At 63.3% G+C, this 14,140-nt stretch carries 14 protein-coding genes and 1 tRNA gene; 3 read left to right on the top strand and 12 right to left on the bottom strand.

Annotated features, from left to right (window positions below):
• Positions 1 to 79 precede the first annotated feature (79 nt).
• Together plsY and dprA are read left to right on the top strand one after the other, a co-directional pair.
• Positions 80 to 661 (top strand): glycerol-3-phosphate 1-O-acyltransferase PlsY, encoded by a 582-nt coding sequence (plsY, locus tag LB572_RS15720; protein WP_224668338.1) that lies wholly within the window; start codon positions 80 to 82, stop codon positions 659 to 661.
• A complete protein-coding gene (gene dprA, locus LB572_RS15715; protein ID WP_224668337.1) occupies positions 658 to 1,785 on the top strand; it encodes a DNA-processing protein DprA in 1,128 nt (375 codons plus the stop codon). The genes plsY and dprA overlap by 4 nt, the downstream gene beginning before the upstream one ends.
• A 31-nt stretch (positions 1,786 to 1,816) precedes the next feature.
• Here dprA and LB572_RS15710 read toward each other — a convergent pair whose 3' ends face one another.
• The 3 genes from LB572_RS15710 to LB572_RS15700 form a co-directional block, all read right to left on the bottom strand.
• A complete protein-coding gene (locus LB572_RS15710) occupies positions 1,817 to 2,962 on the bottom strand; it encodes a hypothetical protein (RefSeq protein ID WP_224668336.1) in 1,146 nt (381 codons plus the stop codon).
• Between the two features lie 97 nt (positions 2,963 to 3,059).
• Entirely contained in the window at positions 3,060 to 3,266 is a 207-nt protein-coding gene (locus tag LB572_RS15705) for a hypothetical protein (RefSeq protein ID WP_224668335.1), read from the bottom strand.
• A 161-nt stretch (positions 3,267 to 3,427) separates the two neighbouring features.
• A tRNA-Lys gene (locus LB572_RS15700) sits at positions 3,428 to 3,503 on the bottom strand.
• A 290-nt stretch (positions 3,504 to 3,793) separates the two neighbouring features.
• Here LB572_RS15700 and LB572_RS15695 point away from each other — a divergent pair.
• A complete protein-coding gene (locus LB572_RS15695) occupies positions 3,794 to 4,252 on the top strand; it encodes a BA14K family protein (protein WP_224668334.1) in 459 nt (152 codons plus the stop codon).
• 330 nt (positions 4,253 to 4,582) lie between these two features.
• On the opposite strand, the gene LB572_RS15690 is transcribed toward LB572_RS15695, so the two are convergent.
• The 9 genes from LB572_RS15690 to glpD all read right to left on the bottom strand — a co-directional run bounded on the left by LB572_RS15690 (position 4,583) and on the right by glpD (position 14,124).
• Complete coding sequence (locus LB572_RS15690) at positions 4,583 to 4,852, bottom strand: DUF6882 domain-containing protein (RefSeq protein WP_224668333.1); 270 nt, start codon at positions 4,850 to 4,852, stop codon at positions 4,583 to 4,585.
• A gap of 23 nt (positions 4,853 to 4,875) precedes the next feature.
• Positions 4,876 to 6,369 (bottom strand): glycerol kinase GlpK, encoded by a 1,494-nt coding sequence (glpK, locus tag LB572_RS15685; RefSeq protein WP_224668332.1) that lies wholly within the window; start codon positions 6,367 to 6,369, stop codon positions 4,876 to 4,878.
• A gap of 91 nt (positions 6,370 to 6,460) precedes the next feature.
• Positions 6,461 to 8,188, bottom strand: coding sequence for an ABC transporter substrate-binding protein (locus tag LB572_RS15680; protein ID WP_140802461.1), 1,728 nt, complete (start codon positions 8,186 to 8,188; stop codon positions 6,461 to 6,463).
• Positions 8,189 to 8,265: 77 nt separating this feature from the next.
• A complete protein-coding gene (locus tag LB572_RS15675; RefSeq protein ID WP_140802462.1) occupies positions 8,266 to 8,553 on the bottom strand; it encodes a DUF2160 domain-containing protein in 288 nt (95 codons plus the stop codon).
• 68 nt (positions 8,554 to 8,621) lie between these two features.
• A complete protein-coding gene (locus tag LB572_RS15670) occupies positions 8,622 to 9,530 on the bottom strand; it encodes a carbohydrate ABC transporter permease (RefSeq protein ID WP_140802463.1) in 909 nt (302 codons plus the stop codon).
• Between the two features lie 3 nt (positions 9,531 to 9,533).
• Positions 9,534 to 10,400, bottom strand: a complete 867-nt coding sequence (locus LB572_RS15665) for a carbohydrate ABC transporter permease (protein ID WP_224668331.1) — start codon at positions 10,398 to 10,400, stop codon at positions 9,534 to 9,536.
• Positions 10,401 to 11,468: an ABC transporter ATP-binding protein gene (locus LB572_RS15660; protein WP_140802465.1), complete on the bottom strand. Its 1,068-nt coding sequence runs from the start codon at positions 11,466 to 11,468 to the stop codon at positions 10,401 to 10,403.
• Between the two features lie 10 nt (positions 11,469 to 11,478).
• Positions 11,479 to 12,558, bottom strand: coding sequence for an ABC transporter ATP-binding protein (locus LB572_RS15655; RefSeq protein WP_140802466.1), 1,080 nt, complete (start codon positions 12,556 to 12,558; stop codon positions 11,479 to 11,481).
• A gap of 39 nt (positions 12,559 to 12,597) precedes the next feature.
• A complete protein-coding gene (gene glpD / locus LB572_RS15650) occupies positions 12,598 to 14,124 on the bottom strand; it encodes a glycerol-3-phosphate dehydrogenase (protein ID WP_224668330.1) in 1,527 nt (508 codons plus the stop codon).
• Between the last annotated feature and the right edge of the window lie 16 nt (positions 14,125 to 14,140).

Genomic DNA, 14,140 nt, shown 5'->3' with positions numbered 1-14,140 from the left:
CTTGCAAATTAAGGTTGCATCGCACAAATTGCCTCAATCTTAGGGAGCAAGGCGCGCGGCAGGCAATATGGGGGAAGCAATGGGTTATGTGATCGCGCTCGTCTTCGGCTATCTGCTCGGCTCGATCCCGTTCGGGCTCCTGATCACCCGTGCGGCCGGGCTCGGCGATGTCCGCAAGATCGGCTCCGGCAATATCGGCGCGACCAATGTGCTGAGGACGGGCAACAAGGGCCTCGCCGCCGCCACGTTGCTGCTCGACGCGCTGAAAGGCACGGCTGCCGCTTTGATCGCCGGGCATTTTGCGCCAGACTACGGGCTTCTGGCCGGCTTCGCGGCGTTCCTCGGCCACCTCTTCCCAGTCTGGCTCGGCTTCAAGGGCGGCAAGGGCGTCGCGACCTATCTCGGCGTGCTGCTCGGCGTTGCCTGGCAGGGCATGCTCGTCTTCGCCGTCGTCTGGCTCGCGATGGCCTTCCTGTTCCGCTACTCCTCGCTGGCGGCATTGGCGGCCGCGGTGGTCGTGCCGATCGCGCTCTATTTCATCAGCACGCCGCAGATCGCTGGCCTGTTCGCCGTGATGAGCCTGATCGTCATCGTCAAGCACCGCGCCAACATCTCGCGGCTGGTGGCCGGCACCGAAGGCAAGATCGGGGCGAAGGGATGAGCGCTCCGGCCGCCGGCCCGCGCCTCACCGACCGGCAGCGGCTCGCCTGGCTTCGCCTGATCCGCACGCCCAATGTCGGCCCAGCCTCGTTTCGCGAACTGATCAACCGCTTCGGCTCGGCCGAAGCCGCGCTTGAAATGCTGCCCGAGCTGATGATCTCCGGCGGCGCCAATCGTATCGTCCGCATCCCCTCCGTCGCCGAGACAGAAGCCGAGCTGGACGCCGCCCGGCGCGCCGGAGCCCGCTTCGTCGGCATCGGCGAAGCCGATTATCCGCCCTTGCTGAAGACCCTCGACAACCCGCCGCCGCTGTTGGCGGTGAAAGGCGAAAGCGCGGTCTTCCGCTTGCCCGCCGTGGCAATCGTCGGCGCCCGCAACGCCTCGCTTGCCGGCATCAAGATGGCGCGCATACTGGCGTCCGATCTCGGCCGCGACGGCTATGCCATCGTTTCCGGTCTGGCGCGCGGCATCGACACGGCCGCGCACAAGGGCAGCGTTTCGACCGGCACCATCGGTGTCCTGGCCGGCGGGCTCGATGTCCCCTACCCGCCTGAAAATGCCGGCCTGTGCGACGAGATCGCCGATCGTGGCGGCGCCGTCGTTTCGGAAATGCCGTTCGGCTGGCAGCCGCGCGCCCAGGATTTCCCGCGCCGCAACCGCCTGGTCGCAGGCATGGCGCTTGGCCTTGTTGTGGTCGAGGCGGCGCAACGCTCCGGCTCACTGATCAGCGCCCGCCTCGCCAACGATATGGGCCGGCTGGTCTTCGCTGTGCCGGGATCGCCGCTCGATCCGCGCGCCGCCGGCTGCAACGCGCTGCTCAAGGACGGCGTGACGCTCGTCACCGAGGCCGCCGACGTGCTCGGCGCGCTGGCGCCGCTTGCCGGCACCCGAGCTCCAAGAACCGCCCCACTCGCGGAGGCGCCCGACATATCCGCCATGCCGCCGCCCGGCGAAAACGACCGCGCCGATGTACTGGAAGCACTCGGGCCGACGCCGACAGGCATAGACGAGATCATACGCCACACAGGCTTGAGCGCCGCGCAGATTGCGATGGTGCTGCTGGAACTCGACCTCGCCGGCCGGATCGAGCGTCACGCCGGCGGGAGCGTGTCGCTGATCGCGTGACCTGGCGCGTGCACCCGCAACGCTGATTTCCCTACCGGAACAGATATTTGGACACTTCCGGATTGCCTCGGCGCCACATCACATTGTCGAGGAAGTAGTGGTGCACGTTGATGAAGATCAGCACGATGAAGAAGAACAGCGAGGAACCGAGGACCTGGCTGTCATATGGGACCAGGGCGGTCAGCACGAACGGGATCAGCCAGAAGCCGAGATAGCCGAGCGCCCCGCCCCCGATGATGAATCCCAGCACCCGCAACCTGTAGCGAGGTCCAAGCACGGATAGCATTTTCGGTTCCGGATCCCGCGTGGCATCCGAGACGTCACGCTCGACATTGGTTTGATAGCGCCACACCACGGCAAGGTATTGCAGCGAATGGAGCGCCGGCACCACCAGCAGCCAGAGCGGGTTTATCCTGGCGATCAGGATCCAGAGATAGAGCGAGGCGACATAGGCCACGATGCCGTAGTAAGGCAGGCTGCCGCCATTTTTTCGCCAGCGGTTGGCCAGCATCAGAAGCGTGGCCGCCGTCGATCCGACGGCCGCCAGCACGGCAATGTCGGTGATCCAGGACGGCGCCGCGAAGGTGTAATATTGAAGGCCGTAATACTGCCCCTGCGTCACCGCCGTATTCGTCTGCAGCCAGGCCAGGATCCACACCGCATAGCTGTTGACGAGCAGCACCTTCTTGTCCCGGTCATCGAAGAATTTGCGCTTCAGCACGGCGTCGACCATCAGCATGCCGTAGCCTTGCTTGACGTAGTGCCAGCCGACGAAGAAGAACATCGCATTGGCCGCGAGGCCGAGCAGCCGGGTGTTGGATGTCGCCGCGCCATAGGCAAAGAACAGGGCCATGACCGCCGGAACGATGACGCCGGCGAAGATATAGCGGAGCTGCAGGCTTCGGTCGTAGCCGTCGCCGCGCGCCTTGCGGCCGAAATTGCGGTAGAATATCTGGTAGGAATGCGCGAAATGCGGATAGTTCACCAGATAGGCCACGACGACCATGGTCGCGGCCAACGGGCCTTCGTACTCACGCGGCACGAAGAACAGCACCGGCAGGATCAGAAACGCGCTGCCGCCGAGCATCAGGAAGTCGGCAATCGGACCGAAGAGATATTTGCCGGGCTTTGGCGTCGCCTTGGGGACCTGAGCGTCTACCGAAAGGTCAAGTGTCATCCTGGAGCCTCCTTCGGAAGCCCGAGTTTAACCATGACCCTATCCAGGGACAAGGCAACGCGACAGGATCTCCCCCGTCTTGGGGAAAGTCACCCCGTCAGGCTGAGGCGGTCGAAGCGATCTTCATCAGCCGCTTTCTGGCCTCCGCCACTCGCTGCTTCTCCGACCTTATACGGCTGCACAGCGCGAGATTGATTCCGACCCCGCATTCCGCGTCCAGCATTTCTTTCGCATGATTGAGAGAAGTCTCCGCGCGCTTGACGCGCTGCCTGGCTCTGGCCAGTTCCAAGTTCAGTACGTCCACTGTATCCGCATCCCAAATTGCGGTCCCTTCGACAGGGAAACAGCCGCGCACAGGTTTTTGTTCCGATGGCCAGGGTGCAGACGACGAACTCCTGCTTCGATCGCCCCAGATATGGAAGCGTCGGCAAGCGGGTTCTGGCGTCTGTTTGAACGGTGGATTTTTGGTGAGCGCGATGGGATTCGAACCCATGACCTACTGATTAAAAGTCAGTTGCTCTACCGGCTGAGCTACGCGCTCCCGCGGGCTCGAAACGCCGCCCTCGAAATTGCGCGGAACATAGGGAGAGTGCCGCGGCCGGTCAACCGGAAAAAGACGGCTTCCCGCCGGAGTTATCAACGGGTCTGGCCAAGGTTGGCGACCGACGATCTGGCGTTCGTGGATGCCGACTCCGATGCGTGCTTCGATCGGCCAGGATATCTCAGAAGTTCCTTAAATAACAACGGCTTGAGATTCAAACGGGAACCTTCGCGATGATTTTCCGTTTCTCCGGCACAGGGACGTCAAACCACTCTCTCAAGGAGAAGACCATGAAAAAGATCGTGTCGGGCTTGTTTGCCGCCACCTTATCAGTTTCGTTCGCCGCCGCGGCGGCAGTGCCCGCCAATGCCGCGCAGGTGTTCGTCCCGCAAGCTTCGCCGGCGTCGCCCGATGTCCAGAACGTGCGCGATTTCCGCTGGCGGCATGGCGGCCATTGGCGCGGCGGCCAGCGTTTCTCGCGAAACGACGGCGCCTATTGGAACGGCCATCGCGGCTACCGCGAATATCGCCACGGCTATCGCCGCCATGGCGACTATTGGTTCCCGCTCGCTGCTTTCGCCACCGGCGCGCTGATCACCGGCGCCATCGTCAACAGCGAGAACAACCGCGTCTATCGCGGCAACTCGCATGTCCAGTGGTGCTACGACCGCTACCGTTCGTACCGCGCCTCGGACAACACCTTCCAGCCCTACAACGGCCCGCGTCAGCAGTGCATGTCGCCCTACTGACGGCTTCCAGTCAGAGTCCCAAAGCGATTCCAGGAAAAGCGCGTAGCGGTTTTCCGTCCGGAATTGCGGAAAGCGAATATTTAGTCGTTGAATGAGCCCGTGCATCGAGAGGCACGGGCTCTCTCATTTTCACCATGCCTTGCAGCGAAGGGCTGTGTCAGTTCGCCCATCCTATAGTCTTGAAGACCAGATACAGCGCTCCGCCTTCACCCCGTGGGGAGCGGTAAGCTCTAAGTGCGTTGCAAACCCGAACCATAGCCGCCGTCAACTCCCAGCCGAGGGCTTCCAGATCACCGCTCATATCGTCCACATAGGCTTGGGACAGGTCGTCTACGCGTCGCCGAGAAGGTCGCCAGGCAAGTTCGAATTGGCCCAGGCCCAGAGCCAGTTGCCGGCCTTGGCGCTGGTGGAACCCGCAATCTGGATTTGCGAGACGACCTTGACGCCGCTCTGGTCGGAAAACAGCAGCTTTCCGGCCGTCAGATCGTAGTCGTAATGCGACCAGCTGCCGAGGCGGAAATCCTTCGCCAGGCGCGCGTTCTTGGCCGTGAGCTGTTCAAAGGCCTCATCGCGCCAAGCAGGATACCAATCTGGCTGCATTCCCCTGCCGGATCCAGTAGTCCTCATTGCCCACTCAAAGTCCGCCGCACGGCATCGCGCCACCCGGCCAGCTTCACCGAACGCGTGGCCGCATCCATCTCCGGCCTGAAGCGCCGCTCCAGCGCCCAGCTCTTTGCGAATTCCTTTGCCTTCGGCCACACGCCGGCCTTCGATCCTGCGAGCCATGCCGCGCCAAGCGCGGTCGTCTCCAGGATCGTCGGGCGGTCGACCGGCGCGTCGAGAATGTCGGCGAGCCGCTGCATGGTCCAGTCGGAGGCCACCATGCCGCCATCGACGCGAAGCACCGTCTTGGCCGAGGCGCCTTTCCAGTCCTTGCGCATGGCGTCGAGCAGGTCGCGCGTCTGGAAAGCGACCGACTCAAGTGCTGCGCGCGCAAACTCGGCCGGACCCGAATTGCGCGTCAGGCCGAAGATCGCGCCACGCGCCTCGGCGTCCCAGTGCGGCGCGCCGAGACCGACGAAGGCCGGCACCAGATAGACTTGCTGCGCCGGATCGGCGGTCGCCGCCAGCGCCCCGCTTTGCTCGGCCTTGCCGATCACCTTGATACCGTCGCGCAGCCACTGCACGGCGGCGCCCGCGATGAAAATCGAGCCTTCCAGGGCGTAGGTGGTCTTGCCGTTCAGCCTGTAGGCGATGGTGGTGAGCAACCGGTTCTTGGACCGCACCAGGTCGGCGCCGGTGTTGAGCAGCGCGAAGCAGCCCGTGCCGTAGGTCGATTTCATCATGCCGGGCTCGAAACAGGCCTGGCCGATGGTCGCCGCATGCTGGTCGCCGGCCACGCCGAGGATCCGCATCTCGGCCCCGAACAGACCCTTCTCGGTGACGCCGAAATCGTCGGCGCAGTCCTTCACCTCAGGCAGGATCGCGGCCGGTATGTTCAGGATCGAGAGCAGCTCTTCGTCCCAGACATTCTTCTCGATGTTGTAGACCAGCGTGCGCGAGGCATTGGTTGCGTCGGTGGCGTGAACCTTGCCGGCGGTCAGCCGCCAAATCAGGAAACTGTCGATGGTGCCGGCAAGCAATTCGCCCTTCTCGGCGCGCTTCCTGGCGCCTTTCACCTTATCCAGCATCCAGGCGATCTTGGTCCCGGAGAAATAGGGGTCGAGCAGCAGGCCGGCCTTCTTCGTGAATGTCTTCTCCAGCCCCTGCTTCTTCAGCTTCTGGCAGAGCGGCGCCGTGCGTCTGTCCTGCCAGACGATCGCTTTGTGGATCGGCTTGCCCGTCGCCTTGTCCCAGATCACGACCGTCTCGCGCTGGTTGGTGATGCCGATCGCGGCGACATCCGAGGCCGCGCGGCCGGCGGCCTTCAGCGCGGCCTTCACCGTGGTGAGAACGCTCGACCAGATGTCTTCGGGGTCATGCTCCACCCAGCCGGAAGCCGGATAATGCTGCGCGAATTCCTGCTGGCCGGTGCCCGCGACTTTCATCTTGTCGTCGAACAGGATCGCCCGGGTCGACGTCGTTCCCTGGTCGATCGCCAGCACAAAACCGCTCATTCCATTTCCTCCGCCTTGACACGAACAGGGGAGACGGCAACGCGCCGCCTCCCCCAATTTCACACGGGCGCGAACGCCCGCATAGACAGGCTTACTTCTGCCAGCTCTTCACCAGCTCGTCATAGTTGATGGTGACCGGCTTTTCCTTCTCGTTCTCGATCTTCAGCTGAGGAGCGAGATTGCCCTTCTTGACCGCGTCGGCGTTCCAGTAGGCGAGGTCATGCTCTTCGGCCATCTTCGGGCCGATATCGCCCTGGACGCCCGACTTCTCGATGCGGCTCATGACCTTTTCCTGCTCGGCGCAGAGCGAGTCCATCGCTTCCTGAGCCGACTTCGCGCCGGACGAGGCATCGCCGATTGCCTGCCACCAGAGCTGCGCCAGCTTCGGATAGTCAGGCACGTTGGTGCCGGTCGGCGACCACTGGACGCGGGCCGGCGAACGGTAGAACTCGATCAAGCCACCGAGCTTCGGAGCGCGCTCGGTGAAGCTCTTGTCGTGGATCGTGCTCTCGCGGATGAAGGTCAGGCCGACATGGCTTTTCTTCACGTCGACGGTCTTCGAGGTGACGAACTGCGCATAGAGCCAGGCGGCCTTGGCGCGGTCGGTCGGCGTCGACTTCATCAGCGTCCAGGAACCCACGTCCTGGTAGCCGAGCTTCATGCCGTCCTTCCAGTAGACGCCATGCGGCGACGGGGCCATGCGCCATTTCGGCGTGCCGTCGTCGTTCATCACGGCCTTGGCGCCGGCGTCGACCATCGAAGCGGTGAAGGCGGTGTACCAGAAGATCTGCTGCGCGACCGCGCCCTGCGCCGGCACCGGGCCGGATTCGGAGAAGGTCATGCCCTGCGCTTCGGCCGGAGCGTAAGCCTTCAGCCAGTCGAGATACTTCTGGATCGAGTAGACCGCCGCCGGTCCATTCGTGTCGCCGCCGCGCGCCGTGCAGGAGCCGACGGGACGCGAATTCTCGTCGACCTTGATGCCCCATTCGTCGACCGGCAGGCCGTTCGGAATGCCTTTGTCGCCGTTACCGGCCATGGACAGCCAGGCGTCGGTGAACCGCCAGCCGAGCGACGGGTCCTTCTTGCCGTAGTCCATGTGGCCATAGACCTTCTTGCCGTCGATCTCGCGGCCGGTGAAGAACTCGGCGATGTCCTCATAGGCCGACCAGTTGACCGGCACGCCGAGGTCGTAGCCGTATTTGGCCTTGAAGTCCGCCTTGTTTTTCTCGTCGTTGAACCAGTCGTAGCGGAACCAGTAGAGGTTCGCGAACTGCTGGTCGGGCAGCTGATAGAGCTTCTTGTCCGGCGCCGTCGTGAACGAGGTGCCGATGAAGTCCTTCAGGTCGAGGTTCGGGTTGGTGACATCCTTGCCGTCGCCTGCCATCCAGTCGGTCAGGTTGCGCACCTGCTGGTAGCGCCAGTGCGTGCCGATGAGGTCGGAGTCGTTGACCCAGCCATCATAGAGGTTCTGGCCGGTTTGCATCTGGGTCTGGATCTTCTCGACGACGTCGCCTTCCTGGATGACGTCATGCGTGACCTTGATGCCGGTGATGGCAGAGAAGGCAGGCGCCAGCACCTGCGATTCATACGAGTGGGTGGCGATGGTTTCCGACACGACCTTGATGTCCATGCCGGCGAACGGCTTGGCGGCGTCGATGAACCACTGCATTTCCTTTTCCTGATCGGCGCGCGAAAGCGTCGACAGGGGGCCTATCTCCTTGTCGAGAAAGGCTTTTGCCTCATCCATTCCGGCATAGGCATGACCCGCTCCCAGCAATAGGACAAGGGCGGTCGTCGATGTTAGAAATTGCCGTCGCATGTGTCTCCTCCAGTCTTTAGGTTGCAAGTGCGATCCGGAGCGGCCGCCAGCACGCGACCGCTCCGACTATTCCCCCTCTATACGTATCGGAACACGCCAATGGCGTAGATCACGGAAAGAGCGAGAGCCCACCACAGGTTGGGTCCAACCAGACCCAGCCAAGCGAGATGGATGAAGGCGCTGCCGAGCAGCGAAAGGAACAGGCGATCGCCGCGCGTCGTCTCGAAGCGCAGGATGCCGATACGCGGATTGCCGCCCGGCGAAGCATATTCCCAGGCCGCCATGCCGCACAGCAGCAGCAAGATGGTTCCGAAGAAAGCCGCCGTCGGCCAGGTCCACGCCATCCAGGAGAAGTCGAGGTTCATGGTCGCACCCTCCCCGGGGCAAAGTCCTTGCCGATGGTGTTGTGGACGAACTTTTGCGTTCGTTTCATTCACACCCTCCCCAGGGCGAAGCCCTTGGCGATGTAATTGCGGACGAACCAGATGACGACCGCGCCGGGGATCAGCGTCAGCACGCCGGCGGCGGCGAGCAGGCCCCAATCCATGCCGGCGGCCGAGACGGTGCGGGTCATCGTGGCGGCGATCGGCTTGGCGTCTGTCGTGGTCAGCGTGCGCGCGATCAGGAGCTCCACCCAGGAGAACATGAAGCAGAAGAAGCAGGCCACGCCGATGCCGCTGGCGATCAGCGGCATGAAGATCTTCACGAAAAAGCGCGGAAAGGAATAGCCGTCGATATAGGCGGTCTCGTCGATCTCCTTCGGCACGCCCGACATGAAGCCTTCGAGGATCCACACCGCCAGCGGCACGTTGAACAGGCAATGCGCCAGCGCCACCGCGATATGGGTGTCGATCAGACCGAAGGCCGAATAGAGCTGGAAGAACGGCAGCGCGAACACCGCCGGCGGCGCCATGCGGTTGGTCAGCAGCCAGAAGAACAGGTGCTTGTCGCCAAGGAAACGATAGCGCGAGAAGGCGTAGGCAGCCGGCAGCGCCACCGCGACCGAGATCACCATGTTCATCACCACATAGGTGATCGAATTGATGTAGCCCGAGTACCAGGAAGCATCGGTGAAGATGGTGCGATAATTCGCCAGTGTCGGATTGTGCGGGAACAGCGTCAGCGACGACACGATCTCCGCATTGGTCTTGAAGCTCATATTGATGAGCCAGTAGATCGGCAGGAGCAGCACGACGATGTAGAGCGTCGGCACGATCCACCACCAGCGCGATTCCTCGCCGCGGCGGCGCATCAGCTTCGCCACCTCGTCCTGCGACAGAGCGCTGCCGACTTCGGTGACCGCCGCGTCGCTCACGCGTGTCGTCTCGTTGGCGCCCGCCATCTCTCAGCGCTCCGCGTCGTAGTTGGTCATCACGGTGTAGAACACCCACGACAACAACAGGATGATCAGGAAGTAGACGAGCGACATCGCCGCCGCCGGGCCGAGGTCGAACTGACCGAGCGCCGTCTTCACCAGGTCGATCGACAGGAAGGTCGTCGAATTGCCGGGACCGCCGCCGGTGACGACGAAGGGCTCCGTATAGATCATGAAGCTGTCCATGAAGCGCAACAGCACAGCGATCAGCAGCACGCGCTGCATCTTCGGCAGCTGGATGTAGCGGAACACCGCCCAGCGCGAGGCGCCGTCGATCTTTGCCGCCTGGTAGAAGGCGTCGGGAATGGAGACGAGGCCAGCATAGCAGAGCAGCACGACCAAGCTGGTCCAGTGCCAGACGTCCATGATGATGACGGTGACCCAGGCGTCGAATGGATCCTGGACGTAATTGTAGTCGATGCCGAGCGCGTTGACGTAATAGCCGAGCAGGCCGATGTCGTTGCGGCCGAACACCTGCCAGATCGTGCCGACGACGTTCCACGGGATGAGCAGCGGCAGCGCCATCAGCACGAGGCAGACCGGCACGCCCCAGCCCTTCTTCGGCATGTTGAGCGCGATGAAGATGCCAAGCGGCACCTCGATCGCCAGGATGATGAAGGAGAAGATCAGGTTGCGCACCATCGCTTCCCAGAAGCGGTCGGAATGCAGCAGTTCCTCGAACCATTCGGTGCCGGCCCAGAAGAAGACATTGTTGCCGAACGTGTCTTGCACCGAATAGTTGACGACGGTCATCAGCGGGATGACGGCCGAGAACGCCACCAGCACCAGCACCGGCAGCACGAGGAACCAGGCCTTGTTGTTCCAGGTCTTGTCCATCTATGCCCCCATCTCGACGCGCCAGGAATCGGCATAGATGTTGATGCCGGCCGGATCGAAGCGGACTTTCGGCTCGGCCGGGACTTCGTCGTCCTCACCGATGACGGCCGCGATCTCCTTGCCCTCGAGATTGGCGCGCACGACCTTGTGGCGGCCGACGTCCTCGACCTTGCTGACCTGCACCGCCATGCCCTCGCGGCCGAGCCGCACATATTCGGGGCGGATGCCGAGCTCGACGGCGCCGGCTTCGGCCTTCGGCACGCCCGGAAGCTCGATGCGCTGCGCGCCGAGCTTCGCGGTCTTGCCTTCGAGCGCAACCGGCAGCACGTTCATGCCCGGCGAGCCGATGAAATAGCCGACGAAGGTGTGGCGCGGGCGCTCGAAGAGCTCCGCCGGCGTGCCGATCTGCACGATGCCGCCATCGTACATGACCACCACCTGATCGGCGAAAGTCAGCGCCTCGGTCTGGTCATGCGTGACATAGACCATGGTGTAGCCGAAGCGGCGATGCAGCTGCTTCAACTGCGAGCGCAGCACCCACTTCATATGCGGATCGATCACCGTCAGCGGTTCGTCGAACAGGATGGCGTTGACGTCCGAGCGCACCAGGCCGCGCCCCAGCGATATCTTCTGCTTCTGGTCGGCGGTGAGCCCGCGCGCCTTCTTCTTCGCCAGCCCGGCGAGATCGATCATGTCGAGCGTCTCGCGCACCTTGCGGTCGACGTCCGTCTCCGGCACGCGGCGGTTGCGCAGCGGGAAGGCCAGATTGTCGTAGACGGTCATCGTGTCGTAGATGACCGGGAACTGGAACACCTGCGCGATGTTGCGCTCCTGCGTCGACAGATTGGTCACGTCCCGGCCGTTGAACAGCAACTGGCCGTGCGACGGGTGCAGCAGTCCTGAAATGATGTTGAGCAAGGTGGTCTTGCCGCAGCCCGACGGCCCGAGCAACGCATAGGCGCCGCCATCCTCGAAGATGTGGTGCACTTCCTTCAGCGCGAAATCGGAATCCTTCTGCGGGTTGGGCAGGTAGGAGTGGCGGATGTGGTTGACGTCGATGCGCGCCATCGTTTGCTCCTCAGGCCGCCAGCTTCGGCGCCGTCACGGCGCGGCCGTTCTGGTCGAACACCATGATGTGGCGCGGATCGATGAACACCTCGACCTCGTCGTCCGTCTCGAAATGGAGGATGCCATGCGCAAGCATTACCCAGCGCGCATCGGCGAAATCGAGATGGACGAAGCTTTCCGAGCCGGTGATCTCGGTGATGGTGACCTTGGCCCGCACCGGCACGGCGCTGGCGTTCGGACGCTCCAGCGACAGATGATGCGGCTGGAAGCCGATCGTGTAGCTGGCGTCCGCAATGCCGGCGAGCTCCGGCGGCACCGGCAGTTTGACGCCGCCCTCGAGCAGGAAGTCCGCCCCCTTCTTGGAGAGCACGATGGTGTTGAGCGGCGGATCGGCAAACGTCCTTGCCGTCACCAGGTCGACGGGCTTGCGGAACACATCGACCGTCGGGCCGAATTGCGTGACGCGCCCTTGCGAAAGCGTCGCCGTGTTGCCGCCGAGCAGAAGCGCCTCGTGCGGCTCGGTCGTGGCATAGACGAAGATCGTGCCGGCGGCGGCAAAGATCTTCGGCAGCTCGGCGCGCAGTTCCTCGCGCAGTTTGTAGTCGAGATTGGCCAGAGGTTCGTCGAGCAGCACCAGGCTGGCATTCTTGACGATGGCGCGGGCAAGCGCGGTGCGCTGCTGCTGTCCTCCGGACAGATTGAGCGGCGTGCGGTCGAGATAGGGCGTGAGCTGCAAGAGCGCCGCCGCGTTGCGCACTTCCTTGTCGATCTTGCCCCGCTCGACGCCGGCCACCCTGAGCGGCGAGGCGATGTTCTCATAGACCGTCATCGCCGGATAGTTGATGAACTGCTGGTAGACCATGGCGACGTTGCGCTTCTGCACCTTCTGTCCGGTGACGTCCTTGCCGTCGAACCAGACCGAGCCGGACGTCGGCGCGTCGAGGCCCGCCATCAGCCGCATCAGGCTGGTCTTGCCGGAAAGCGTCGGCCCGAGGAGCACGTTCAGCGAGCCGTGCTGAAGCGTCAGCGAAACGTCGCGGATGTGCTCCTGCGCGCCGACCGTCTTCGTCACGTTCCTCAGTTCCAGCATCACGCCTCCTCCCAGGCCTTGCGCGTCAGCGGTCGATCCTCATTCCGCCGCCGCGACGTGACGGTTGCTCAGTCCGCGCATGAATTCTTCCAGTGCCGCCATCTGTTCGCGGCTGAAATGCAGGCCGCGCTTGGTGCGGCGCCACAGCACGTCCTCGGCGGTGACCGCCCATTCGTTGTCGACCAGATAGCGCACCTCGGCCTCGAAAAGGTCGGCGCCGAAATTGCGGCCGAGATCGGCATTCGACTTGGCGAACCCGAGCAGCTTTTCCGCGCGCGTGCCGTAGAGCCGGGTGAAGCGGCGCGCCAGCCGCTGGTCGAGGAACGGATAGGTGTTCTTCAACCTGGCGACCTGGGCATCGAAACCGGTCGCCGGGAAATCGCCGCCCGGCAGCGGCGCGTCATGCGTCCACGGCTGGCCGCGCTTGCCGAGAAAACCTTCGATCCTCTCCAGCATCGATTCCGCCAGCCGGCGGAAGGTCGTGATCTTGCCGCCGAAGGCGTTGAGAAGCGGGGCAGTTCCCTCCCCGCCATCGGTCTTCAGCACGTAGTCGCGCGTCGCCTCCTGCGCCTTGGAGGCGCCGTCGTCATAGAGCGGGCGCACCGCCGAATAGGTCCAGACGATGTCGGAGCGCTTCACGGGTTGCGCGAAATACTCGCTCGCCGCGGCGCACAGATAGTCGATCTCCGTATCGGAGATCTTCACGTCATGCGGATCGCCGGGATAGTCGCGGTCTGTGGTGCCGATCAGCGTGAATTCTTCCTCATAGGGAATGGCGAAGATGATGCGGCCATCCTTGTTCTGGAAGAAATAGGCGCGCGGATCGTCGAACTTCTTGGCGATGACGATGTGACTGCCCTGCACGAGGCGGACATTGTGGACGTCGTTCTGGCCGACCGCGGTCGACAGCACGTGATCGACCCAGGGGCCGGCGGCGTTGACGAGAAGCCGGGCGCGAACCTCCTCGGTTTCACCGGTAAGCACATTCTGCACCTTGACGGTCCAGTTCGAACCGTCGCGCCGCGCGCTGGCGACCTTGGTGCGGGTGCGGATGATGGCGCCTCGGTCGGCCGCGTCACGCGCGTTCAGCGTCACCAGGCGCGCATCGTTGACCCAACCGTCGGAATATTCGAAAGCCTTGTGGAACAAAGGCTTCAAAGGCTTGCCGGCAGGGTCGTTGGCCATGTCCAGCGTCTTCGTCGCCGGCAAAAGCTTGCGCCCGCCGATATGGTCGTAGAGGAACAGGCCGAGTCGGATCAGCCAAGCGGGCCTGAGGCCCTTGGCGTAAGGCAGCACGAAGCGCATCGGCCAGATGATGTGCGGCGCGTTCTTCCACAGGACCTCGCGCTCCATCAGCGCCTCGCGCACCAGCCGGAACTCATAGAATTCGAGATAGCGAAGGCCGCCATGGATGAGCTTCGTCGAGCCCGACGAGGTTCCGCTGGCGAGATCGTTCATCTCGGCGAGATAGACTGAAAATCCGCGACCGACGGCGTCGCGGGCTATGCCGCAGCCATTGATGCCGCCGCCTATGACGAAAATGTCATGGATCGGAGATGCGTCCAAAGTTTCCTCCAACGAT

Origin of the sequence: Mesorhizobium sp. BH1-1-5 (assembly GCF_020165615.1) — a bacterium.
Taxonomy (GTDB): Bacteria; Pseudomonadota; Alphaproteobacteria; order Rhizobiales; family Rhizobiaceae; genus Mesorhizobium.
The sequence above is the reverse complement of the archived record's forward strand: the minus strand, read 5'-3'. Positions and strand labels throughout refer to the sequence as shown.

Coding starts and splice junctions, on each gene's coding strand:
- plsY (WP_224668338.1), top strand. CDS start 80: ATGGGTTATGTGATCGCGCTCGTCTTCGGCTATCTGCTCGGCTCGATC.
- dprA (WP_224668337.1), top strand. CDS start 658: ATGAGCGCTCCGGCCGCCGGCCCGCGCCTCACCGACCGGCAGCGGCTC.
- LB572_RS15710 (WP_224668336.1), bottom strand. CDS start 2,962: ATGACACTTGACCTTTCGGTAGACGCTCAGGTCCCCAAGGCGACGCCA.
- LB572_RS15695 (WP_224668334.1), top strand. CDS start 3,794: ATGAAAAAGATCGTGTCGGGCTTGTTTGCCGCCACCTTATCAGTTTCG.
- LB572_RS15690 (WP_224668333.1), bottom strand. CDS start 4,852: ATGCAGCCAGATTGGTATCCTGCTTGGCGCGATGAGGCCTTTGAACAG.
- glpK (WP_224668332.1), bottom strand. CDS start 6,369: ATGAGCGGTTTTGTGCTGGCGATCGACCAGGGAACGACGTCGACCCGG.
- LB572_RS15680 (WP_140802461.1), bottom strand. CDS start 8,188: ATGCGACGGCAATTTCTAACATCGACGACCGCCCTTGTCCTATTGCTG.
- LB572_RS15675 (WP_140802462.1), bottom strand. CDS start 8,553: ATGAACCTCGACTTCTCCTGGATGGCGTGGACCTGGCCGACGGCGGCT.
- LB572_RS15670 (WP_140802463.1), bottom strand. CDS start 9,530: ATGGCGGGCGCCAACGAGACGACACGCGTGAGCGACGCGGCGGTCACC.
- LB572_RS15665 (WP_224668331.1), bottom strand. CDS start 10,400: ATGGACAAGACCTGGAACAACAAGGCCTGGTTCCTCGTGCTGCCGGTG.
- LB572_RS15660 (WP_140802465.1), bottom strand. CDS start 11,468: ATGGCGCGCATCGACGTCAACCACATCCGCCACTCCTACCTGCCCAAC.
- LB572_RS15655 (WP_140802466.1), bottom strand. CDS start 12,558: ATGCTGGAACTGAGGAACGTGACGAAGACGGTCGGCGCGCAGGAGCAC.